Source organism: Flavivirga abyssicola (assembly GCF_030540775.2).
GTDB lineage: Bacteria > Bacteroidota > Bacteroidia > Flavobacteriales > Flavobacteriaceae > Flavivirga > Flavivirga abyssicola.
Genome location: NZ_CP141266.1, coordinates 4,214,362 through 4,237,492, shown reverse-complemented (window position 1 = coordinate 4,237,492; position 23,131 = coordinate 4,214,362). Strand labels below are relative to the sequence as shown.

General features: G+C 31.2%; 22 protein-coding genes. 13 read left to right on the top strand and 9 right to left on the bottom strand.

The window, feature by feature from the left end; translation table 11 throughout:
* The first annotated feature begins 167 nt into the window (after positions 1-167).
* From Q4Q34_RS17800 to Q4Q34_RS17780, 5 genes are all read left to right on the top strand, one after another.
* Positions 168-2,132 carry an AAA family ATPase gene (locus Q4Q34_RS17800; protein WP_303317767.1) on the top strand — a complete coding sequence of 655 codons (1,965 nt, stop codon included), beginning with the start codon at positions 168-170 and terminating at the stop codon, positions 2,130-2,132.
* Positions 2,122-2,706: an NUDIX domain-containing protein gene (locus tag Q4Q34_RS17795; protein ID WP_303317766.1), complete on the top strand. Its 585-nt coding sequence runs from the start codon at positions 2,122-2,124 to the stop codon at positions 2,704-2,706. Before Q4Q34_RS17800 ends, Q4Q34_RS17795 begins: the two co-directional genes overlap by 11 nt.
* Before the next feature lie 76 nt (positions 2,707-2,782).
* Positions 2,783-4,018: a DUF6638 family protein gene (locus Q4Q34_RS17790; RefSeq protein WP_303317765.1), complete on the top strand. Its 1,236-nt coding sequence runs from the start codon at positions 2,783-2,785 to the stop codon at positions 4,016-4,018.
* 240 nt (positions 4,019-4,258) lie between these two features.
* Positions 4,259-4,780 carry a hypothetical protein gene (locus Q4Q34_RS17785; protein WP_303317764.1) on the top strand — a complete coding sequence of 174 codons (522 nt, stop codon included), beginning with the start codon at positions 4,259-4,261 and terminating at the stop codon, positions 4,778-4,780.
* A gap of 129 nt (positions 4,781-4,909) precedes the next feature.
* Entirely contained in the window at positions 4,910-6,619 is a 1,710-nt protein-coding gene (locus tag Q4Q34_RS17780) for a hypothetical protein (protein WP_303317763.1), read from the top strand.
* A 51-nt stretch (positions 6,620-6,670) separates the two neighbouring features.
* On the opposite strand, the gene Q4Q34_RS17775 is transcribed toward Q4Q34_RS17780, so the two are convergent.
* Both Q4Q34_RS17775 and Q4Q34_RS17770 read right to left on the bottom strand, forming a co-directional pair.
* Entirely contained in the window at positions 6,671-7,621 is a 951-nt protein-coding gene (locus tag Q4Q34_RS17775) for a bifunctional helix-turn-helix transcriptional regulator/GNAT family N-acetyltransferase (RefSeq protein WP_330444557.1), read from the bottom strand.
* A gap of 68 nt (positions 7,622-7,689) precedes the next feature.
* Entirely contained in the window at positions 7,690-8,700 is a 1,011-nt protein-coding gene (locus Q4Q34_RS17770) for a formimidoylglutamase (protein ID WP_303317762.1), read from the bottom strand.
* A 121-nt stretch (positions 8,701-8,821) separates the two neighbouring features.
* On the opposite strand from Q4Q34_RS17770, the gene Q4Q34_RS17765 reads away from it, so the two are divergent.
* Together Q4Q34_RS17765 and Q4Q34_RS17760 are read left to right on the top strand one after the other, a co-directional pair.
* A complete protein-coding gene (locus tag Q4Q34_RS17765) occupies positions 8,822-9,706 on the top strand; it encodes a chromosome partitioning protein ParA (RefSeq protein ID WP_303317761.1) in 885 nt (294 codons plus the stop codon).
* Between the two features lie 573 nt (positions 9,707-10,279).
* The gene (locus Q4Q34_RS17760) at positions 10,280-10,855 is read left to right on the top strand and encodes a Crp/Fnr family transcriptional regulator (protein WP_303317760.1); all 576 of its coding nucleotides are present in this window, start codon (positions 10,280-10,282) and stop codon (positions 10,853-10,855) included.
* Between the two features lie 150 nt (positions 10,856-11,005).
* Here the strand turns inward: Q4Q34_RS17760 and fumC are convergent, their stop codons facing one another.
* Positions 11,006-12,403, bottom strand: coding sequence for a class II fumarate hydratase (fumC, locus tag Q4Q34_RS17755; protein ID WP_303317759.1), 1,398 nt, complete (start codon positions 12,401-12,403; stop codon positions 11,006-11,008).
* A 210-nt stretch (positions 12,404-12,613) separates the two neighbouring features.
* Between fumC and Q4Q34_RS17750 the strand changes: the two genes are divergently transcribed.
* Together Q4Q34_RS17750 and Q4Q34_RS17745 are read left to right on the top strand one after the other, a co-directional pair.
* Positions 12,614-13,255 (top strand): peroxiredoxin, encoded by a 642-nt coding sequence (locus tag Q4Q34_RS17750; protein ID WP_303317758.1) that lies wholly within the window; start codon positions 12,614-12,616, stop codon positions 13,253-13,255.
* A 93-nt stretch (positions 13,256-13,348) separates the two neighbouring features.
* Positions 13,349-13,525: a hypothetical protein gene (locus Q4Q34_RS17745; RefSeq protein ID WP_162880248.1), complete on the top strand. Its 177-nt coding sequence runs from the start codon at positions 13,349-13,351 to the stop codon at positions 13,523-13,525.
* Between the two features lie 71 nt (positions 13,526-13,596).
* Here the strand turns inward: Q4Q34_RS17745 and Q4Q34_RS17740 are convergent, their stop codons facing one another.
* The 5 genes from Q4Q34_RS17740 to prfB form a co-directional block, all read right to left on the bottom strand.
* Positions 13,597-16,056 carry a TonB-dependent receptor domain-containing protein gene (locus tag Q4Q34_RS17740; protein ID WP_303317757.1) on the bottom strand — a complete coding sequence of 820 codons (2,460 nt, stop codon included), beginning with the start codon at positions 16,054-16,056 and terminating at the stop codon, positions 13,597-13,599.
* An 87-nt stretch (positions 16,057-16,143) separates the two neighbouring features.
* Positions 16,144-16,485, bottom strand: a complete 342-nt coding sequence (arsC, locus tag Q4Q34_RS17735; RefSeq protein WP_303317756.1) for an arsenate reductase (glutaredoxin) — start codon at positions 16,483-16,485, stop codon at positions 16,144-16,146.
* On the bottom strand, positions 16,485-17,102 hold the full coding sequence (locus tag Q4Q34_RS17730; RefSeq protein ID WP_303317755.1) for an HAD family hydrolase: 618 nt from the start codon (positions 17,100-17,102) through the stop codon (positions 16,485-16,487). Before Q4Q34_RS17730 ends, arsC begins: the two co-directional genes overlap by 1 nt.
* Positions 17,103-17,122: 20 nt before the next feature.
* Positions 17,123-17,524 carry a hypothetical protein gene (locus tag Q4Q34_RS17725; RefSeq protein ID WP_303317754.1) on the bottom strand — a complete coding sequence of 134 codons (402 nt, stop codon included), beginning with the start codon at positions 17,522-17,524 and terminating at the stop codon, positions 17,123-17,125.
* Positions 17,525-17,564: 40 nt separating this feature from the next.
* Positions 17,565-18,675 (bottom strand): peptide chain release factor 2 gene (gene prfB, locus Q4Q34_RS17720; protein WP_303317753.1). Its coding sequence is split into 2 segments (ribosomal slippage): positions 17,565-18,611 and positions 18,613-18,675, totalling 1,110 coding nucleotides; the frame shifts between segments, so codons are not numbered across the junction.
* Between the two features lie 259 nt (positions 18,676-18,934).
* Here prfB and Q4Q34_RS17715 point away from each other — a divergent pair.
* Genes Q4Q34_RS17715 through Q4Q34_RS17700 form a run of 4 tightly spaced genes read left to right on the top strand, consistent with a single transcriptional unit; the run spans position 18,935 to position 22,269 of the window.
* Positions 18,935-19,954, top strand: a complete 1,020-nt coding sequence (locus tag Q4Q34_RS17715; protein ID WP_303317752.1) for a glycosyltransferase — start codon at positions 18,935-18,937, stop codon at positions 19,952-19,954.
* A 19-nt stretch (positions 19,955-19,973) separates the two neighbouring features.
* On the top strand, positions 19,974-20,942 hold the full coding sequence (locus tag Q4Q34_RS17710) for an ATP-grasp domain-containing protein (protein ID WP_303317751.1): 969 nt from the start codon (positions 19,974-19,976) through the stop codon (positions 20,940-20,942).
* Positions 20,926-21,597, top strand: a complete 672-nt coding sequence (locus tag Q4Q34_RS17705) for an HAD family hydrolase (protein WP_303317750.1) — start codon at positions 20,926-20,928, stop codon at positions 21,595-21,597. Before Q4Q34_RS17710 ends, Q4Q34_RS17705 begins: the two co-directional genes overlap by 17 nt.
* Before the next feature lie 9 nt (positions 21,598-21,606).
* Positions 21,607-22,269 carry a hypothetical protein gene (locus Q4Q34_RS17700; protein ID WP_303317749.1) on the top strand — a complete coding sequence of 221 codons (663 nt, stop codon included), beginning with the start codon at positions 21,607-21,609 and terminating at the stop codon, positions 22,267-22,269.
* A 55-nt stretch (positions 22,270-22,324) separates the two neighbouring features.
* Here the strand turns inward: Q4Q34_RS17700 and Q4Q34_RS17695 are convergent, their stop codons facing one another.
* Positions 22,325-23,032, bottom strand: coding sequence for a hypothetical protein (locus Q4Q34_RS17695; protein WP_303317748.1), 708 nt, complete (start codon positions 23,030-23,032; stop codon positions 22,325-22,327).
* Between the last annotated feature and the right edge of the window lie 99 nt (positions 23,033-23,131).

The window sequence follows — 23,131 nt, the reverse complement described above, 5'->3', positions numbered from 1 at the left end:
TTAGAGTTCAAATAATGTATCTCTGAGTAAATTGAAAAAAATATCATTAAGAAGTAACAAAAACTAGTCTTTTAATACTAATTTTATGGAGTGATTATACAAACCCGTTTATTATACTAATAAAACGGTATATCACTAAAAACTATTTATAAACTTAACCATAGTATATGGAGCACAACTCAACATTCCCAATAAAACTAACCGAACTCGATATGCTTCGCGATGAAGCGTCTTCTTATTTAAAAAGCGTACAATGGGAGCAAGGTCAGCGTGCTAAAAACAAAGATAAAGATGCTAAGGACGAGTCTATTTTATTGTATTTATCTCGTGCTAATAATGGTAGTCATGCAGCGGAAATAACCTCGGTATCAAAAACAATTCTAGCTTTAAAAAAGCGTTTATTACCAGATTCTATAGCCATTCCTATTTATTTGAATCAAACACTATATGCTGTTCAAGAAGGCATAACATTAGGTATTTGGATTAAAGATAGTTATTACGATTCATCTGGTTTATCGAGTTTAAATGAAAACAAATCGGCTTTAGATACCAATGGTAAACGTGAATTTGAAAGTAAAATGCATACTGCTACAGCCTTTATGCTTTTCAGTTCTGCCTATAAAATATTAAACGATTTAAAACCATATGCATCAGACGATTTAAGTGTGATGAAGCAGAAGTTTGCTGGTATTCCAGAGGTGTCAGTAATGACGCCATTAAAAGGGGTTTCCTGTAGTTTGTTTTACTATGATAAGTACTTAGGACATCCAGAAATTATTAAATCAGATAAAGATGTTATAGATTTTACTGTGGTGTACTTTGAAGCCTTAATTGATGAAATTCAATTGCGTAAAAGTAGCTTAGAGTATACAGAAACTATTGAGGACAGAACCTATAAATTAGAAAAATCGGAATTTGCTATTTCAGGTTGGAGCAATGTATTTGAAGGGACAGCAAAAAGTATCGAGTTCAATAAAATTAAGTTTGAGCAAATTGTTGGTAACCGTGATGCAAAACACTTTGCGCGTCGTTTAACAGAGCGTATGTTAAGTTACGATTTCACAGCAAAGAAAAACCCGTTTCAAGAATTAGGAGGCTTCATGCCTGTTTTTATGGGGTATGGTATTCCAGGAACAGGAAAAAGTATGCTTATTGCTGCGATTGCAACACGACTTAAAGAACATTGTGATGCTTTAGATATTCCGTTTTTGTTTCATCCGATGCCAGATACCTTAATTAGTACATTTCAAGGTGGTTCGGCAGAAAAAATGGTCGAATGGATGAAGCCTATGCAAGATCCTACAAAATTAATTTTTGCTCCCATTGATGATGCAGAAAACAATTTACAGGAGCGAACAGCTCAAGGTGTTTCGGCAGGTGTAAAAGAAGTCATTGGTGTGTTTTTGCGCTATACAGAAGGTGCTTATGCCGTAAACTACGGAAATAGTTCGATTGGACTGTTTACCAATCTTCCCGAAATGTTAGATAAAGCAGTCATTTCTCGTGTACAAGGACGTTTTAAAATTGATGGCGCCAGAACAGAACATGACTTTTTAGATCAGGATCATTTGTGGTGGCGAAAATTAGACGAAACCATGCCGGATTTTGTAAACATGCAAGGGCCAGAAAGCTATAGCTATTTACAAGATCAAGGTCTGGCTAAAAACATGGGGGAAATCCTTAACGTTTCTAACAAGCCAACCGAAGAGCGCGTCCATGATATTTATGATAACGTAGAAAAACAATTTAAAACAAATGAACATCTATTCTACGCGAATCTTTATAAGGATATGCAAAAGGCATTTCCATTCTTTTCATCACGTGATGTTAGAAACATTCAAAGTGCCGTGTCATTACGTTTAACAGATTTTGATTTGGAAGAAGATTGGTTCGAAAACCCAGAAATCTATTTCAAACAAGATTATGAAACTAAGTTTAGTATGCTTCAGGAATTAATGCGAGCCAATATGAAAGGCTTAGATTTTTCAGAAATTCGCCGTCAGGAAGTAGTACGCTATTTAGATAATGTAGCCACCATTGCAGATACAGATTTTAAACGAAAAGTAGATGCCAGAGTAAACCAGTTAAATATAGAAAGAGAAGCAAGAAGTACTTTTGAAAATGGCAACTAATCGCATTAAAAACATAGTAAGCAAACTGCTTTCAGACAATTATTATATACTCAAAAAACTAACTTTCGATTATTTAATGAAGGATGGTAAATGGGTAACACAAGCAAGAGAGGTTTACGATAGAGGAGATGGCGCTGGTATTTTGCTTTATAACAAGGAAAAGCAAACCATTATCTTAACAAAACAGTTTAGAATGCCTACTTATATGAATGATAATGGAGATGGATTTTTAGTAGAGATTGCCGCAGGTATGTTAGATAAAGACAATCCGGAAGCTTGTGTTATTAGAGAAACAGAAGAAGAAGTTGGATATCGGTTAAAAGAAGTGAAAAAAGTTTATGAAGGCTATTCATCTCCTGGAGTGATGACTGAAAAAATGCATTTTTTTATTGGCGAATACACCGATGATATGAAAGTGAATGACGGTGGCGGATTAGATAGTGAGCATGAAGATATAGAGGTATTAGAAATGCCTTTTCAGGAAGCGGTTGATATGCTAAATACAGGAAAAATAGTTGATACAAGGACTATTGTATTGTTGCAGTATGCAATAATTAATACGTTGTTGGATTAGTTTGTCATTTAGTAAACATACATATATTAATAACAATAAATAATGAGATTTCCACCTTTGTGGGAATGACAAAAACGTGCAAAAATTAAAAGAAGCCAATTTATATAGAAGCGAACTAATTCCCATTAGTGGCAAATTAGTAGAGCGTTATAACAAATGTTTAGTAAAACTTGGGTTTGCCAAAACAAAGTTAAAAACGTTTCATATAGACGGTATAGGCTGGAGCCCAGAAGTTGCAGAAGAAAAAGAGAATCTTCATTACTTAAATAACGGAGAAGCGAATCCACACGGGATCATTATCTCACCATTACAAAAAGGCAAGCCTGTGTATTTACCGTATCATACTTTTGATAGGGAAATGATGCAGCAGATCTTTAAAACCTATGGAGATAAAATCAATGATATTACCAGAGATTCAGCAATCTGTATTGATTTTGATCAAAAAATAGATGCTTTTTATGAACCTTTGGATGTGTTGAAATATAATACGGTACACATTAATTTTCATTTAATGAATAACCTGTATCATCAGCAAAATGAACAATTCCAACTCATTGAAAAATTTAAAGAAGGTCATAACTTTATAGATGAAGAAATTCATTTAGAATTATTGAATTCTGCCAAAACATATGGCGACTTACGGACTAGGGATTTAGAATTACCAGCCATAGATTTCTCAGTAAGTTCCTTTTATACTAGAGCTTTTGGAGGTGTCTATGTTTTACGTGATTTTATTACTCCTATCGTAGTTTTTGAAGATGAAAACTGGCATAAGGAAGCTATTAAAGACACGAATTATGAGGTGCTAATTTATCATATACATCAGACAGAGTTAATGGATAAATTACGCGATCATGTTATTATAGAATATGATTTAGAAGTAGCAGTAAAAACAGAGCGTTACGAGCGTATTAAAAAATACGAAATGACTCAATACCTGGAAAAAACAGAGCATCCGGTTAAAGATATTCTAGAAAACCCTATTTTGTATAAAAGTTACCTAAATAAATTAGATATTGAATCTCGTAAAAAAGTGATGAGTGTGGAGCGCTATTTGGAAAAATTGGAAACGAGCAATCAATACAAAATAGCTGATATTGTTGATTCAAAATTATTTGAAGCATTGCATAAACCACATTCCTCTTTAGAAGGAAAACATCAGGATTTAATTTGGAAACTGCTGGTAAACATATCACCTAAAGATATTTTATATTGGTATTGGTACGATAAAGAAGATTTTTATGCTAGTTTCAAGTCATGGGACGATTCGCTTAAAGAATGGGCCATAGCAATTATTAGTAACAAAGTTTAATAATTGTATACTAACTTTATACATAGTAATTAATAAGCTCCTTCCCTTATTAAGGGAAGGTGGATTTAATTCTTTTAAAGAATTAAAGACGGATGGGTGAAATAACCACCTCGTCTTTTGATTTTAAGAAATCAAAATCCACTTCTCCTTAAAAAGGAGGAGAATAACTAAAAAAACAATTAACAAGCATGAGTAAGAAACTCCAAACTTCTAACTCCAAGCTTCAAACTATACAACAACATGGGACTAGAATTAATAATTTTTATTGCAGCCATATTTTTTGGAGCCTTTCTATATTGGAGAGAGTCTCGCGGAAACGGTTTATATCGCTTTTTTAATAAAGTTTTTAATTCGAAAGAATTACAAATGAAACCTACAGATAAAAAGGGTTTTGTTTATCAGCAAACGTTTTTAGTACGACTAATTTTTATTGGATTTCTATTTTTAATAGGCATCGTTATTACTCGTTTTTTAATTCCAATTGATATAGCGACTATTTCAATATTTGCTTCTATGATTGTTGGTACTTTAGCAGGCACTTATTTAGCAAATTTTGTTTTTAAATCTGGAGAAGTTATTGAAGAAAAATCAGATTCTTTAGAAGATATAGTACACGATACCATTGAAAAAGGGAAAGACTTCATTGAAGATTTAAAAACTAAAGATGCAGAGGTGGTTGAAGATGAAAAAGAAATAAAAGAAGCTCCAAAAAAGGAAGAGAAAAGTGCTAGAGAACGCTTGAAAGATAAAGGGTTGTTATAAACTAAAAAGCCAATTATAACATTAATTGTCATGCTGAGCTTGTCGAAGCATCTTTTAAATTAAAACTATAAAAACAAACAGATTGCTACAACTTTTAATAAAAAGTTTCGCAATGACAAAACATGAGAAATGATCAAAAATTACTGGAATAAAGGAAAACGACAAAAGATTACAACCATAATTATTGCGTTAATCTTACTTATCTTATTATTTGTTTTACGTGACGATTATCAACCAGCGTTGTTATTTATTAGAAAATTTATTTTTATCATTTTATTAAGTGCCATTGTATTGTTTTTTGGTCTTAAAAAGTTTAGAAACTTAGCTAGTACAGGAAGACGCCTAGGTATTTTGGGGTTATTAGTTGTTTTCTTCGGGATTTTATACGTAGTAGGCTGGTATTTCAAAATGTATGATTATATGAAGACATACAATGTTTTTAATAATCTAAATAGAATTGAAATTAATGAATTGCCACTAACACAAAATGAACGTATACAACCTTTAAGGAATGTGTTTTCTATGGCCAATGAGAGTGTTGGGGAAACTAAAGATGTCTCGTTACCACATCTAGTAAGAGTAGGCGACGAGAATAAATGGACAATGGCTATTCAACCTACTGAAAAGTATATGTGGCAGGGTATGACTGATAATACCGAAGAGGTTTTTGCCGTATCCAGCACCACACCATTTCCCAGATTTTCTAATGAAAATAGAATTCCCGTAACGTTTTCAATAGGAGAATCACTAAAGTTTAGTAGAAACACCTATAATGCTGTAGTACAACGGTTCAACTTTTTTCAATTATTTACAATGGAACCTAGTGATACCTATTATATGAAAAATGATACAGGGCAATGGGTAGAAGTTGTGAGTCTGATTAAGTGGAAAGGTTTTTTGTTTCCTTATCCAACTTTTGGGGGCGTTATGGTTATTGAGAGTGGAGAACACGATTTTAACGATTATATAGAACGTATTTTAATAGGAAAAGGGACTTATATAAGTCCTGAAGAGATGAAGAATCACCCTTATCTCACAAAACAAAATACATTAGCAGAAAAAGTATCACGTTTACAAGCAGAATCCTTAAAGTTTTTAGGAGGTTTTAGTGATCCGTTGCCGTGGAATATGGAAACAGCTGTTAAGATTCCTAATTTACCAGATGATCAAAACCAACAACCTTTTGTAACCGATTTTGATTTTTCTGACACCGATTCGGATGCGTATAGTGGGTTGTATCATTGGTTTGGTTTAGAACCAGTAGGGGATGAGCGTACTAGTTTAACTTTTAGTGTTTTTATTCCTGCAGATGGCACCGATGCCATTTATTATTACGATCATGCATCAAAAAAGCAAGGCTATGCAGGGGTTTCTGCCATGCCTTTAAAAGTTATTGAATCTCGTAAAGAGTTTGATTGGTCGGTGAATAAACCCGTTGAGTTTAGACCATATATAAAAGATATTGCAGGGAGAAAACGTATGTTTTTCTTAGGGACTATTTCTGCTATTAGAGAAGGTTCTGATAATTTTGATGGTTCGGCGACACCAGATCTAGCATTGATAGATAGTGAGTATAGAGATGTTATTTGGATAGATGTAAAGCATCCAAGTCAATGGGACAAAACGGTTTATGAGCAGTTAAATGAAGCCTGGAGAGCTAGCGAAGGTATAGGGTATTATTTTGCTGAAGACACTAAAGAAATTGATATCTCTGAAACTGTAAAAGATTCTGTCATGATGATTCCAAATGATGGGTTCCTAAAACAAGTTCAGGATAAGAAAAAAGCAGAAGAAATTGAAAGGTTACAGAAGCAGATAGATTCGTTAAAAGCTAATTAATTAAAAATATATGTTTGCAGGTCAACAACTTTTCAAAGAGATAGCTTTGGTCTAAAACACCAATTCCATTTTAATATCACTTCGTTTATAAGGTGTATCAGGTTCTAAGGGTTTTTCAATAAACCCGTACTTCTTGTATATATAAATGGCATTCTCTAAAGTTGTATTGGAGTAGAGTACAAGCTTTGGTAATCCCATTCCTTTGGCAAAATCAATACAATATTGCATAAGTTGTTGACCAATTTTATACCCGCGATGCTCTGGTGAAACAGCCATTTTTGTTAATTCAAAAAGTCCTTCATTACCAATAGGCATGAGTGCAACAGTTCCGACTATTTGGTTATTGATTTTTGCAAAAAATATATGCCCTCCTTTTTCAATAATATACTGTTCAGGTTTGCTTAAGACTTCCTCATCATAAGGTTCTACATAAAAAAATGTTTTCAACCACTCTACGTTCAACTCATAAAAATCCTTAGCATATTGTTTTTCAAAAGAAATGATTTCAAGTGTTTGTGTAGTATTCATTTTAATATTATTAATGATCGTTTCACTAAAACTTTTAGTGTTAAGCTTATTTTCCAAAATATTTAAATGTTCAATTAAAGAAGAAGAGCTTTCTAAGGTATATACCTTAATCACTTTGTCAATAGCTTTCCAGATAGGTTTTAACCTTTCTAATACATCGTGTCCTTTACCTGATAGGGAAATTAATTTTTTTCGTTTATCTAATTTATCCGAATCATATACAATTAAGCCTTTATCGTTTAATTTATTAATAGCCTGTGTTATGGCAGGCTGTGTAAATTGTAACGAGTTTTGTATTTCAGAATTTGTAACACCTTTTTTGTTGACTATAATCTTAAATATTGGAAAAAGGTAAGGGTCAAAATCCACATTAAAGTGATTATAAACTAATTGAGTTTCTTTCATCATATATTCACTTACTCTTTTAAGCCGAGAGCCTAATCCTAGTTCTCCATATCCACGTAATGCATCCATAATATTGTTATTTATATAAGCGCTTATGCAAATATATTAATTAATATTAAAAATTTAATACATAGATACTATGACTTTATAAAATCTGTAATTAAATAGGTAATAAGTTTTCCAACCTTGGTACTTGTTTTTTTATCTGGAGCAGCTTCACAGATATGTAAATAACAGGCATTATCCTGTTTGGCAAAAAAGTTTAAAAACTGTCTGGTTTTATTAACACTAAAACCGCTAGGTGTGCAGGCACTGCTTGGAATGTTTTCAATGGCATCACAATCTATTTCAATACCAAATGGTGCTTTAGAAATATGTATTAATGCACGATTTAATTCACTTTTAAACTTTAATTCTTTTCTAATTTCTAAAGATTCGAATGTATTATACTTTAAAGGCTTTACTTTATTAAGGGTCTTAAATAATTTCTCTGAAGTGTAATTTTCATGTAGACCGAAAATAAAATAGTTTTTTAAAAACCCTTCAGCATAAGCATAACTAAAACCATTTCCGCTATGGCGCCCTTCCTCTGGTCTAAAATCTGAATGCGCATCAAAATTAATAACATTAATAGGTTTGTTAAATGCCAATGAAGCGCCTTTAATATTTCCATAGGCATTATTGTGTCCGCCACCAATAATAATTGGTTTTTTACCTGCTAAAACTATTTGATTGATAATATAGGATACATGGTTATCAATCTTCGTAACTATTTTTCTAGCTTTTAAAATATCTTTTTTCTTAGAAACATCCAGCTTTGAAACCTCTAACATCTCTGAAGAAAAATCAAGATGCCCCAAAATTAAAACGTTTTCTGCCTTTGTATAATGATTACTTTGAATGTTTAACAAAACTTTAATGGCGGACTCCCAAGCCTTTGAAGCTCCTGTTTTTCCATGGTTTGCAAATACTCCCACATCTTCTGGTAGACCAATTACTACATAAACAACATCCAAATTTTTAAGTTGTTCGTATATATTGGAAATGCTGGTTAATATTTTAACATGTTGGCCAAATTTGGATTCACCAAGGCGTTTGTTTAATAATTTATTTCGTGAAGAATTTTTAAATAAAACTAGTTTATCCATTTTATGTAAATAAATTTTTGAGTACTAAAAATACACCATTATATTTGTTTACGGCATAAAAAAATAAACTATTAATATTATAACAGCACTAGATTTTAAAAACACTTAAAAACAAGTAATTATGGAAAACAGCAAGAGCAATATGGGGCTTAAAGTAGGATTAGGAATTGCATTAGTTTTATTCTTAGGAACTGGGTTTTATACAATGAATTTGTATAAGAGCAGTAATCAGATACAAAAAGATTTAACAGAAGAGAAGCAATTAGTTATGAACGATTTAAACGCTATGGCAAAACAGTATGATGTGGCTATTAGCGAAAATGATGTCGCAAACAAAAATTTAACTGATGCAAGAGCACGTATCCAAGGTTTAATTGACTCATTAAAGATTTCTGAAACTAACGTAAAAAGTTTATGGAGATACAAAAAGAAATATCAATCCTTACAAAAGGAAATGGATGTATTAATGGCACAAAATGATTCGTTAAGAGTTGAGAATTCATATTTGGCTACATCTTTAGATAGTACCCGTGTGCGTTTAGAAGAGCGTACTATGTTTACTGATTCTCTATTAGTTCAAAATAATGCTTTAGCCGAAGTAGTTGAAAATGCAGCAGTTTTAAATACGGTTGGATTAAAAGGTTTTGGAGTTATTGAAAGAACTTCAGGAAAACTAATACCAACAGAGAGAGCTAGTCGTACAGACAAAATTAGAGTATGTTTTACTGTTGCTAAAAATGGTTTAGTTCAAGCTGGAGACCAAGAATTATATGTACAGGTAATTGACCCAAAAAATAATACTTTAGGATTAAATGATCAAGTTTATTTTGATGGGAAAACATTAAATTATAGTATTATTAGTAAGTTTAATTACGAAAATGCTAGCCTTAATATATGTGAATTCGTAGCATCAAAAGGAAAAGGTAATTTTGAAAAAGGACGTTATATTGTTAACGTTTTTAATGAAAAAGATCTTGTATCAAGTTCAGAATTTACTTTAAAGTGAATCATATATAACACTTAAGAGCAGAAAGAAGCCTCAAGTTTTTACTTGAGGCTTCTTTATACCATAATTTTAACGCTCAATTATTAATTTAAATCTGAAAAACCATAAGAAAAACTACTAGGTTTGTACTGAATTTAACCTACAAAATTAATATTATTGGGTTATATGGGAAGAATGACCATTTATCGAATAATACGTTCTGGTCTTTCAAGATGCTCACGAAATAGTGCATCTAAACAAATTTATCTGCAAATTATAGAGAAATTTATTAGTAATTTTACAGAAGGTGTTATTTTACTATATACTGAAATGTCATCATTGATAACAATTAAACTATGTTTTAATTTTGTTTTCAATACAGGTACACAATGAACTCATCTTGACTTTTTGTTTTTAACCGAAAATGAGATAAAATTTGTTCAGATGAGGCATTTTTTGCAAGGCATAGCAGTGCTAAGCATAAAAACAGTAACAAAATATGGGCGAATTTTGGCCATTTTTTAGGAAATAGAAAAAGTCAAGATGAGTTCATTAACTCTAAATGTATCTGAAGCAGCTTAAAAATTATAGACAATGAATCCAAATGTTATTTTTTTAAATTCATTTTTAGATGTTTCAGAAGAAACTTTTGAGAAGCTTACCAGTATATCTACGTTTAGAAAACTTGAAAAGGGATATCAAATAGATAAACCAGGGGAGGTTCCAGATAAAATCTATATGCTAATATCTGGAATGATACGTGCTTATCTTAGTTCAGAAAAAGGAAAGGAGTATAATAAGAATTTTTTTATGCCTTTTAGCTTTGTTGGGTCACTTACAGCTTTGATTAAAAAACAACCTTCTAAACTAACTTACGAAACACTTACTGAATGTAAAGTGTATGAGTTAAGTTTCGAAGAAGTTACTAGACTTTGCGCAGAAGATATTCATATTAGCAATTTGTATAGCAAAGTTTTAGAACGTGTTTTTATCAAATATGAAGAACGTCAATTGGAGTTTATTTCTATGGATGCCACAGAGCGATATTTAAAGTTGAGAAAGAAAATATCTGGAATAGATGATTTAATTCCACAGTACCACATAGCATCATATTTGAGCATAACCCCAGTACAATTAAGTAGAATAAGAAAAAAAATTGATAAGAATTAACATTTGTTAACTATCGATTAAATGTTTAATTATATATTTGGAACGATTTCCTTTTCATTTTTAAATAAAAGGATTGATAGCTAACTAACCAACCAAAAAAAACAGGTAATCTAATATTTACCTGTTTTTTTATGCTATATTTTTATGAAATTATTTTAGGCTTCCTACCATATCTTCGGGTTTAACCCAGTTATCGTAATCTTCAGCAGTAACATAACCTAAATTAACAGCTTCTTCTTTTAATGTCGTCCCATTTTTATGAGCAGTATTAGCAATTTCAGCAGCTTTGTAATAACCAATTTTTGTGTTTAAAGCAGTGACTAGCATTAAAGAGTTGTTTAGTAATTTAGTAATAACTTCGTTATTAGGTTCTATACCTACCGCACAATTTAAATCAAAACTTACACAAGCATCACCAATCAACTGTGCCGAATGTAATACGTTTGCGGCCATTACAGGTTTAAACACATTTAATTCATAATGTCCTTGTAGGCCACCTACAGAAATAGCTACATCGTTCCCCATAACTTGAGCACAAACCATAGTTAATGCTTCACATTGAGTTGGATTAACTTTTCCCGGCATGATAGAACTTCCTGGTTCATTGGCAGGAATGATGATTTCTCCAATACCTGAACGTGGTCCAGAAGCCATCATTCTAACATCATTTGCAATTTTATTTAAAGAAACGGCTATTTGTTTTAATGCACCATGGGTTTCTACTAAAGCATCATGGGCAGCTAGAGCCTCAAATTTGTTTGGTGCTGTTACAAAAGGTAAATCTGTAAATTCTGCTATATATTCTGCAACGAGCTTGCTGTATCCTTTCGGTGTGTTCAAGCCTGTTCCAACTGCAGTACCACCAAGTGCTAATTCACTTAAATGTGGTAATGTATTTTCTAAAGCTTTAATACCATGGTCTAATTGAGCGACATAACCCGAAAGTTCTTGTCCGAGTGTAAGTGGCGTAGCATCCATTAAATGGGTACGTCCAATTTTTACCACGTGTTTGAAGTCATTAGATTTTTTATTTAAAGTATCTCGTAATTGTTTTATACCAGGAATGGTTGTTTCAACTACTTTTTTGTAAGCAGCTATATGCATACCGGTAGGGAAGGTGTCGTTAGAAGATTGAGATTTATTAACATCATCATTTGGTTGAATCGTTTTTTCCCCTTCTCCAATTACTTTTCCAGCTATTTGGTGTGCTCTGTTTGCAATAACCTCATTAACATTCATGTTACTTTGAGTTCCCGATCCAGTTTGCCATATAACTAAAGGGAATTGATCATCGTGTTTACCTTCTAATATTTCATCACAAACACTAGCAATTAAATCTCGTTTTTCAGTAGATAAAACTCCAAGTTTGCAATTGGTATATGCAGCAGCTTTTTTTAGATACGCAAATCCGTAAATTATTTCTAGTGGCATAGAAGCTGGAGCTCCAATTTTAAAATTGTTTCTTGATCGTTCAGTTTGAGCCCCCCAAAGCTTATCAGCAGGAACTTTAACCTCTCCCATAGTATCTTTCTCTATTCTGTAACTCATCTCTTTAATGATTAAATTTAAGTTACAAAGTTAATTGTTTTGAGATGCTTTTTAATATGATATATGTTAGTTTTTTAAAGACTTTTTTAACACTTGTCTAACATACTTATTTATAATATCTCTTGTAAAAATAGTATCTTGTAGTGGATTATAAAGAATAGACATTTATTTATACAAAATTAATTTTATAAACATTTAAAAATCATAATTATGGCAGCAATTAGATTAGGGGACGTAGCTCCAAATTTTACAGCAGAATCAACAGAGGGTACTATTAATTTTCATGATTGGTTAGGAGATAGTTGGGGTATTTTATTTTCACACCCAGCAGATTACACCCCAGTTTGCACAACAGAATTGGGAACAGTAGCAAAATATAAAGCTGAATTTGATAAACGTAATGTAAAAGTGGTTGCACTTAGCGTAGATGGTATCGACTCGCATCATGGTTGGATTAATGATATTAATGAAACACAGGAAACGACAGTTAACTTTCCTATTATTGCAGATGAAGATAGAAAAGTATCAGAACTGTATGATATGATTCATCCTAATGCGGATAGTAAGTTAACAGTACGATCGGTTTTTGTTATTGGTGCAGATAAAAAAGTGAAACTAACTATAACTTACCCTGCATCAACTGGTAGAAATTTTGATGAATTATTACGCGTTATCGATTCTTTGCAATTAACAGCATACCATAAAGTGGCAACTCCAGCAAATTGGAATAATGGAGATGATTGTGTTGTTGTACCAGCAGTAGCAACAGAAGATATCCCAGGCATTTTTCCTAAAGGGTTTAAAGAAGTTAAACCTTACTTGAGAATGACACCACAGCCTAATTTAAATTAAGGATAACTCTTCTAATAAATTTTAATTTGATATTGTGTAACAAATAGCTTTGCATTATCTTTGCATAAGATTTTTTAAAAGACACTTACAATTATGTTTGATTTTGATCAATATTTAGGATTTTTAGCTTTCTTAACCATATTAACAATAGGATTTTGGTTAATGATATTCTTATTAACTTTTGTTATACCTTATTGGATAGGAGGTTCTTTAATCGAAAGATTAAAAGAAATTAGAGAAGAGAAAAAAGCAAAACGTCAAAATTCATAACATTATTTGACTAAATAATTAATAAAAAAAGGAAGCTAATGATTTTAGCTTCCTTTTTTTATGACTTCAATTTACATTTCTACGCCACCACCGCCATCGAAATTATCACCATTACGTTCTCGTTTTTTCTGTTGATTAAACCTATACGTAAACGATAGATTATAGATGCGTCCTCCTCTAAATTGAATTTCTTGATCTGCTGTGAAAGTTTCTGCTGTAATATGATTTTTAAAAATATTACTATTAAAAACATCCCTAATATTAAATGCTATAGAAGCTTTTTCCTTAAATAAGTCTTTACTAAATGCTAGATTAGTAGTTAACCTCCCTTTTCTATTATTTTGTGCATCATCACTTGGTCCATTATAATTCATGGTAGTTTGCCAATCTACTTTATAAGGCAATGTTAATTTATTAGTTAATCTAGCCGACCAGTTTAAATTATCTGCATCTAAATTTATACCTTCAAAGTTGCCATCTCTTTTAAATTTAAAAATATTGAAATCTGTATTTACGCGCCATTTTCTAGAAGGACTATAGTTTAAATTAAATTCGAAACCATACCTGTTTGCTGTAGCTAAATTTACTGGGCCTCTTTCAATAACTGGAAATTCTTCACCATTTATAATAACAGTTTCCCCTGTTTGTCTACTTACAAATGTCATCACATTAGTAGAATGACCGTAGTATAGGGCAGAGCTTAATGTGAATTTATTATTAAACCTATTTAAATAGCCCAATTCAAATCTATCTGTGTAGGTCGGATCTAAATCTGGATTACCTTGAAATACATTAGTTATACTAGATCTTGAAGGAAAGGGGTTTAACATAAAACCTCTGGGCCTTCTTAACCGACGATTATAGCCGAGGGTGAAGCTTTCATCTTCGCTTATTTCGTAATTTAAATTAACAGTAGGAAATAAACCTGTGAGGTTTTTTCTTTTAAAGTCTCCTGTAGTAGGTTGATCTAAGGTCGTTCTTGTGTTTTCTAAACGTAACCCTAGTAAGTATGAAAACTTATCTATTTTACTACCAAATTGAATATATGCAGCAGTTAAATATTGTTTAAAATTAAAAATATTAGTTAGATTTTTATTGACATCAAACATATTTGTACTAACATTTAACGTGTCAACTCTAAAGTCGGTAGTATTATTACTAAAATCGCCACGATATCCTATTTCAAATTGACTCATTTCACCAATAGGCAATACATAATCACTTTGTAATAATATCTTTGTTTGATCTATTAAAGTTGCGACCATTTCAGTATTTACACCATCAAAATTTACTATTGAATTTCGATCATTATTAGTGTTTTCGTACTGAAAATCGAAAGTTAATTTTTGATCACTGTCTTTAAAATCTTTTACAAAATTAACAGAATACTGTATCGTTTCGTTATCTCCAAGTTCTGGGTTTAACCTAATGTTTCTGGTAGTTGTACCTGTATTTTTATCTAACTGAACTAGATTGTTAGTGGATCGATCGTCGTTATTGTTATTACTATACACAATAGCTGTAGTTAATGAAGCTAAATCATTTATGTACCATTCAATACCTGTGTTAGTCGTAATACCTTTCCTTATATCTACCCAGTTTCTTTTTTCATCTAAATCTGGGGTATTTATATCGTTATATTTTACGTCGTTATACCAGTGACCTAAACGTTCATTATACCTATATGAGGTTGTACTGAAAACATTAATATTTCCGGTTCTATAGTTAATATTTCCAGAAAGCCCGGCAGCATCCGGATGCCCGACATTAGCTGTTACGGAACCGTTAAGTCCAATTAACTTACTGCGACGCAAAATAATATTTAAAATACCTGCTGTCCCTTCTGCTTCATATCTGGCGGAAGGCGAGGTTATAACTTCAACTTTTTCAATAGACTCGGCTGGGAGTAGTTTCAATGCATCTGTAGAGTTTAGGCCAACTAACCCAGAGGGTTTACCATTTATAAGTATGCGTACATTGTCATTTCCTCTTAGAGCCACATTGCCTTCACCATCTACAGATACGGATGGTACATTATCTAAAACATCACTAACATTACCACCGCTAACGGTAAGGTCTTTGCCAACATTGTATATTTTCTTATCAAGTTTTATTTCAACTGTAGTTCGTTCTGCTATTATTTCCACCTCATCAAGTGATTCTAAATCAATCTCAAGAAGAAAGGTACCTAGGTTTATGTCGGATATAATCTTTTTGTTTGTAATTGTTTGTGTAATAAAGGAAATGTATTCAATTGAAATATTGTAAACCCCTTTAGGGACAGGAATACTAAACGCCCCATTTATATCTGTAATGCCGCCTGCAACGATTTTGTTTTTTTGTTTATTAAAAAATGAAACTGTGGCATACTCAAGAGGTTCTTTGGTTTCCTTATCAAGAACTTTACCCGTTATTATAACATCTTTTAATATAACTGACCCTGTTCTTGAAACCTCTTCGTTTTTTGGTTGAGCATAAGAGGCGAACATGCCTAATAAAAGAGCCAAGCTAGTTGAAATAAATTTATTCATTAATTACATTTACTATTAAAACAGTAAAAGTAACTTAAGGTTTAATGACGAAGGGTTAAAATTGTGTTAATAAGAGACCGCAAAGTATTAGATAATATCAAGTATTTTTTCGGGAGGTCTGCCAATAACAGCCTTTTTACCATTTATAATGATTGGACGTTCTATAAGTTTAGGGTTTTCAACCATTGCAGAAATGATGTCTTCATCGCTTAAATCTTTGTTTTTGAAACGCTCTTTCCAAACAGATTCATTCTTTCTAACCAATTCTATCGGTTTTATACCAAGTAGTTTTATAAGATCCTTTAATTCCTTTTTATTTGGAACATCTTCCAGGTATTTAACTATTTCAAATTCCTTATCAGATTTTTCAAGTATTTCTAATCCGCAACGCGATTTACTACAGCGATTATTATGGTATATTTTTATCATTATAATTGGATGTTATAATTTTTTAATTGTTGTATAAGTTGTTCTGGGGATTTAAACTGAATTCCATTGATGCCCAAAGCGTTAGCTGCTTCAATATTTCTTAAGTTATCATCAATAAAAATTGATTTTTCAGCAGTGACATTAAAACGATCTAGAGTAAGATTATAAATGTCATCAAAAGGTTTTCTGGTTTTTTCATCTCCAGAGACGACGATACCTTCAAACCATTGTAAAAACTCAAATTTATCCAGAGCGATAGGGAAGGTTTCACCACTCCAATTGGTTAAAGCAACAACTTTATATTTATTAGAAGTTTTAAGTGCTTTAAGAATGTTTACAGTACCACTTATTTCTTCTCCAAGCATTTCTACCCATCTTCCATAAAACATTCTAATTAAGGGTTCATGTTCTGGAAAAAGGGCCACTCGTTCTTCAGTTGCTTTTGCCATAGGGTAACCTGCGTCCTGATTTTCGTTCCAGTCGCTTGTGCAAATATTATCGAAAAACCATTGCATTTTTTCACGGTCTCCATTAAATTCATCCAAATAAACGTATTCAGGATTCCAGTCTATTAAAACCCCACCAAGGTCAAAAATTATAGTATCTATTGTATTCATGTATTGTTTCTACGGTTTTATTATTTCCAATGAAGCGTTCTTTCTTTACTAAACAGTGTTTTTCTAAACGCTCCCGGTTTTTTATCATTTAATAACTTTAACTCACCTTTTTCTTTTATCAATTCAGAAAAATGATCTTCTCTAAGTTTATATTGTGCTTCATTGAGGTAAGTCGTAATAAGCATTAAATGAAACGGAGCATCTTCATTTGCTTGCGTTTCTAATATTTGAAATGAATGAATATACTTTTTATCAATTGCCATGTTTCTAAGTACTTTCCAATTATTTTGATAGTAGTATACCGCTTCTTCTTTGTTATCATTTAAGATTTGAACAAAATCTATGGTAGAAATTTTATCGTTTTTCTGCCCATAGCTTATAGTATAAGTCGCTAAAAAAATGAAAAATATTGTGACTCTCATAATTTTCTTAAATTAGATATAATTGTTTCCTATGGATGTTTTATAATTGATTATCGTCTTCCACTTTTTGTCCCATCATCATTAAATAAGATTTCAAAAACGCGTCTATATTTCCATCCATAACGGCATCGACATTGCCTGTTTCATGGGCTGTTCTAACATCTTTAACCAATTTATATGGATGCATTACATAATTACGAATTTGACTTCCCCATTCAATTTTCATTTTACCAGCTTCAATATCATCACGCTGAGCCAGTTGCTTTTGGAGTTCGATTTCATATAACTGCGATTTCAACATTTGCATAGCACGTGCTCTGTTATCATGCTGTGATCTCGTCTCTGAACATGAGATTTGAATACCTGTTGGTTTATGGGTTAGTTGTACTTTGGTTTCAACTTTATTTACATTTTGTCCACCAGCACCACTAGACCTAGCTGTTGTAATTTCAATATCTGCTGGGTTAATTTCAATTTCAATAGTATCATCAACTAAAGGGTAAACATAAACAGAAGCAAAACTTGTATGTCGTTTGGCATTACTATCAAAAGGAGAAATTCTCACTAAACGATGCACTCCATTTTCACCTTTTAACCAGCCAAAAGAAAAGTCGCCCTCAATTTCTAAAGTCACCGTTTTAATACCTGCAACGTCTCCTTCTTGAAAGTTAAGCTCTTTTACTTTAAATCCACTTTTTTCTGCATACATTAAGTACATACGCATGAGCATACTAGCCCAATCACAGCTTTCTGTACCACCGGCTCCTGCTGTGATTTGCAATACGGCACTTAAGCTATCGCCTTCTTCAGAAAGCATGTTTTTAAACTCTATGTTTTCTAGAAAAACGGATGTTTCATTATATAATCCCTCAACATCTTCTGCGGTAGATTCACCTTCTTTATAAAACTCGTAAAGGACTTCTAAATCTTCAATTTGGGTCTTTAGTTTATTATAATCTTCAACCCATTTTTTCTTAACTCGCAAAGATTTCATAATCGCCTCTGCAGCTTTAGGGTCATTCCAAAAATTGGGATCGAACGTTTGTTCTTCTTCGTTTTGTATTTCTATAAGTTTAACATCTACGTCAAAGATAGTGCCTTAGTTTGTCAAGGCGGGTATTAAGATCTTTAATCTGATCTGAAGTAATCATAAGTTATTTTATTTTGAACAAAAATAGAACTAATTAGTCTATATTAAAATATAATTTTGTTTTATAGGAAAATTCTACTTTTTATCGGATTTATTCATAAATAGCATATTTATATCTTATATTTAGTTATATTGAAGAAAACCAACCATTCTTTCATTCTAAATCTCTCATCTCACAGCAAATACAAGTTTTAGGACATGAAAAGCTATGCGTTCCTTATGTGGTAACCACATTTTTTGTTTAACAAATTTTTGATCATTTGAGGCTAAGTATAATTATACCATTATATAATGTAGAAAAATATGTTGCATCTTGTATTAATAGCCTCTTGGATCAAAACCTGGATCCTATTGATTATGAGATCCTTATAATTGATGATGGATCTACAGATAATAGTGTTTCCATTGTTAGAAAGTTTGAATCGGGTTATTCAAATATTCATGTGCATAGTCAAGAAAATGCAGGTGTAGGAAGTGCCAGAAATAAAGGAATCGATTTGGCAAAAGGAAGATATATTTATTTTATTGATCCAGATGATTATCTAGCTTCTAATGTTTTAAAGCCAATTTTGGATTACATTGACGACCATGATTTGCAAGTTTTAACATTTTCATCAATAGGAACAACCAATACAGCTCTTTATGATTCAAGTTCAAATACTAATCAAAAATTCACCATTGATAAAATGACTGGGATTGATTATATAGGAACTATTGGTTATAAAAATGAAGTTTGGTGGTATGTCACTAAAAGATCATTTATTAAAGATTTTCGGCTGAAATTTATCGAAGGTAGATGGATGGAAGATGCTATTTTCACCACTACTTTATTTATAAAAGCCAAAAAAATGGCGCATTTGTCTATAGATGCTCATAGACATGTAAAGGTAGAGGGGTCTGCAATGACAAGTAAAGAACCTAAACATTATATAAAGGTTATTTACGATAACGGTAATGCAGCAAAAGAGTTTAATGAATTAATTGAAGAAATAAGCAATTCGGAAAGCAGTAATTTGAAATGTTTAAGTAGGTTAAAAGCTCGCCAACAGTCATTTGTATTTTTTATGATGATAAGAATTTTAAAATCTGAAATAAGATTTAAGGAAGTTAAGGCTATTATGAATAGTATGACAGAAATTAAAGTTTATCCATTAAACAAATTTTTAGGGAATGATTATAAAGGTTTTACTTATGTACTCATAACAAGATTATTTAACATTAAATACCTTTATTATGTTCTGTTTTTAATACTGAACCCTTTTTTAAGGATGAAAAATTAACAAGGAATCAAAATTATTTATGAGCAATATCTTAATTACATCTGCTGGTAGAAGAGTTTCATTGGTTAAAGCTTTTATTAAAGAATTAAAGCTAATAGATGAACAGGGGCAAGTTTTTGTTACTGATGCGCTTCCAGAACTATCTGCTGCTGCACAAGTGGCTCATAAAGCATTTGAAATTTGTAAAATTGATAGCAATCGTTATATTGATGTTCTTTATAAAATTTGCATAGAAAACAAGGTTGAAGTAATCATTCCTACGCTTGATACAGAGTTACCAATACTCTCTGAAAATTATGAAAAATTCTTAGAAGCTAATATAAAAATTGTATTGTCCGATAAGGCATTGATTAAAAAAAGTAGAAACAAACTGAAAACCCACAAATTATTTGAAAAAATAGGTGTTAGTACTTCAAAAATATACTCAAAAAACAAGTACAAACTACCCCTGTTTATAAAACCAAAAAATGGGAGTAATAGTTCGGAAAATTACATCATTAAAAGTAAAAACCAGATCTCTAAATACATGTTGGAGAGTCGTTCACTCTACTTTTTTGAATATTTAGACCATGATCTTTACGATGAATATACATGCGATTTATATTATAGTAAAGCAAGTGATTTAAAGTGTGTTATACCTCGTAAACGTGTAGAAATAAGGGCAGGCGAAGTTAGTAAAGGGATTACCAAAAAAAATGAAGTTAAAAGATATTTAGAGAAAATTTTTTCATCTTTAAAAGGAGCGAGAGGTTGTATAACGGTTCAGGTCTTTATGCATAAGGTTAATAAAGAGATAAAAGGAATTGAAATTAACCCTAGATTTGGTGGAGGCTTTCCGCTTTCGTATTTGGCAGGTGGGAATTATCCTAAATGGATTATTTGGGAATATATTTTAAATAAGAATTTAGACTATTATGATGATTGGAAAGCTGATTTGTTAATGTTAAGGTATGATGATGAAATTTTAGTAAATGACTACAAAGACTAATAAAACTGTGATTTTTGATTTAGATGATACACTCTACAATGAAATTGATTTTTTAAAATCTGCTTATAAAGACATATCAACAAAAATTGCTAATGATGTAAATACAGATGCTGAATCCATATATAATGATATGCTGGCATATTATTATAAAAATGAAAATGTGTTTGAAGTCGTTATTAAAAAATATTGTACTTGTTATAGTATACAGGATTTATTGCGTGTTTATAGAAATCATCAACCCAAATTGGAATTGTCTAAAGACCGTCGAGATGTTCTTGATAAATTAAAACATGAAAATGTAAATATGGGTTTATTGACTGATGGTAGAAGTGTACAGCAAAGAAACAAAATCAAAGCTTTACAGTTAAATACTTGGTTCTCAGAGATTATAATATCTGAAGAATTTGGTAGTGAAAAACCTAATATTAATAATTATAAACATTTTGAAAATGTATTTGGTATAGCTCAGTATTTTTACATTGGAGACAACCTTAAAAAAGATTTTATCACACCAAACAAGCTCAATTGGATTACAATTTGTTTAGCTGATAATGGTTTAAACATACATGAGCAGAATAAAGCTTTATTAGCAAAAGAGTATTTGGCAAAATATACTGTTGCCAATTTTAGTCAAATCGAAACGATAATTAGATAACAAATAAAAATGAACTTAAAAGAGGTTTTTGCAGATATATATAAATCCATAATAGCTAATAAATCATTTTTGGTTTTATTAGTTATTACGGATTTTATGTTTTTAATATTACACACCTTATATGTGCATAATATGATAGATGGGAACCCTTACTGTTCTCTAGAGCTTGACCTAGGATATTCTGAATTTTACCAATACATGAAAGAATTTTGGATATTTATACTTTTTCTTTTCATAGCACAAAAGAAAAAGTACTTGATATATCTTGTTTGGGCATTATTCTTTTTTTATCTGTTATTGGATGATTCTTTGGCCTTTCACGAAAATTATGGCAAATATTTAAAAGATTATTTCGAAATACAACCGAGATTTAATTTACGTCCCCAAGATTTTGGTGAAATTTTGGTTTCCTTTTCTGTTGGATTTGTGTTTTTAATATTGTTTATATTTTCATATTTAAAAATAGATTTAGAAGGGAAAAAAATAACAAAGAATGTTTTTGTTTTAGTTCTGTTACTAGTCTTTTTTGGGATATTTATTGATCTTCTTCATATAGCAATACCTTATCACAGTAATAGGTTTACGCTTGTAGAAGATGGCGGTGAAATGTTTGTGATGAGTCTAATTTTATGCTATGTTTTTTATTTAAATAAAGAAGTGATAATTAAATAAAAGTATTAATGTAATTAGTTTATTTATTTAGATGTATTTTGGATTTTAAACAAAATCAGTTTTGAAAAATTTCAATTCTTAACTTTTTAAAATTGAACCATAAGTATAGAAATGAACTACCAGCGATTAAAAGTTCAATAAACTCTGAAGTTTTTACAATTGCAAAATCGTATTTAGAACTAATTACAATAATGTCTTGTATAAAATCAATGACTCCATGACAAAAAATAATTAAAAACCAAGTAAAAAGAAAAGGAGGGACGCTTATCTTATTAAATTTAGAAAAATAGCTTAACAATATTCCAAAACCACCTCCTAATCCGAAAATGATTCGTAGAACTTCTGAATGCCCTTGCATTCCTTTTAAATTATGAAGCGTGGTTTCACCTTGCATGTTTATTTTAGACCATTTTTCGGGAGTTTCAAAGTGAAAGAACCACTGTCCCCATGCAATCTCTTCCATGGCAATTAGTATTAGACAAATAGAAAATAAAGTATAAAATATACATACATAAATTTCTAAATCTCTTTTATGCTTAAAAACAAAACGAATACCATAAATGCCCCCTATTAAAAAAAGGAAAAAAGTTAATAACTCAACCGGGGAATTTTCTTCAAGTAGCCAAAAACCAAAATCAGAGGTAGCTGGAATAATAAATAAAAGCCCCATTAGAATAGTCATAATTATTGGAGTAATAATTATAATTTGAAGTACTTTTTTTGAAATATTGTATGACACAACGGATTTATAAATGTTCAGCATATAAATATTTTTGTATGAAATTAATTACTGTGTTTTTAATAAAAATAAAAACCTTTATCAAGTTAATGTTTTTTTAATCAATAATTTAATAAGTAAGCT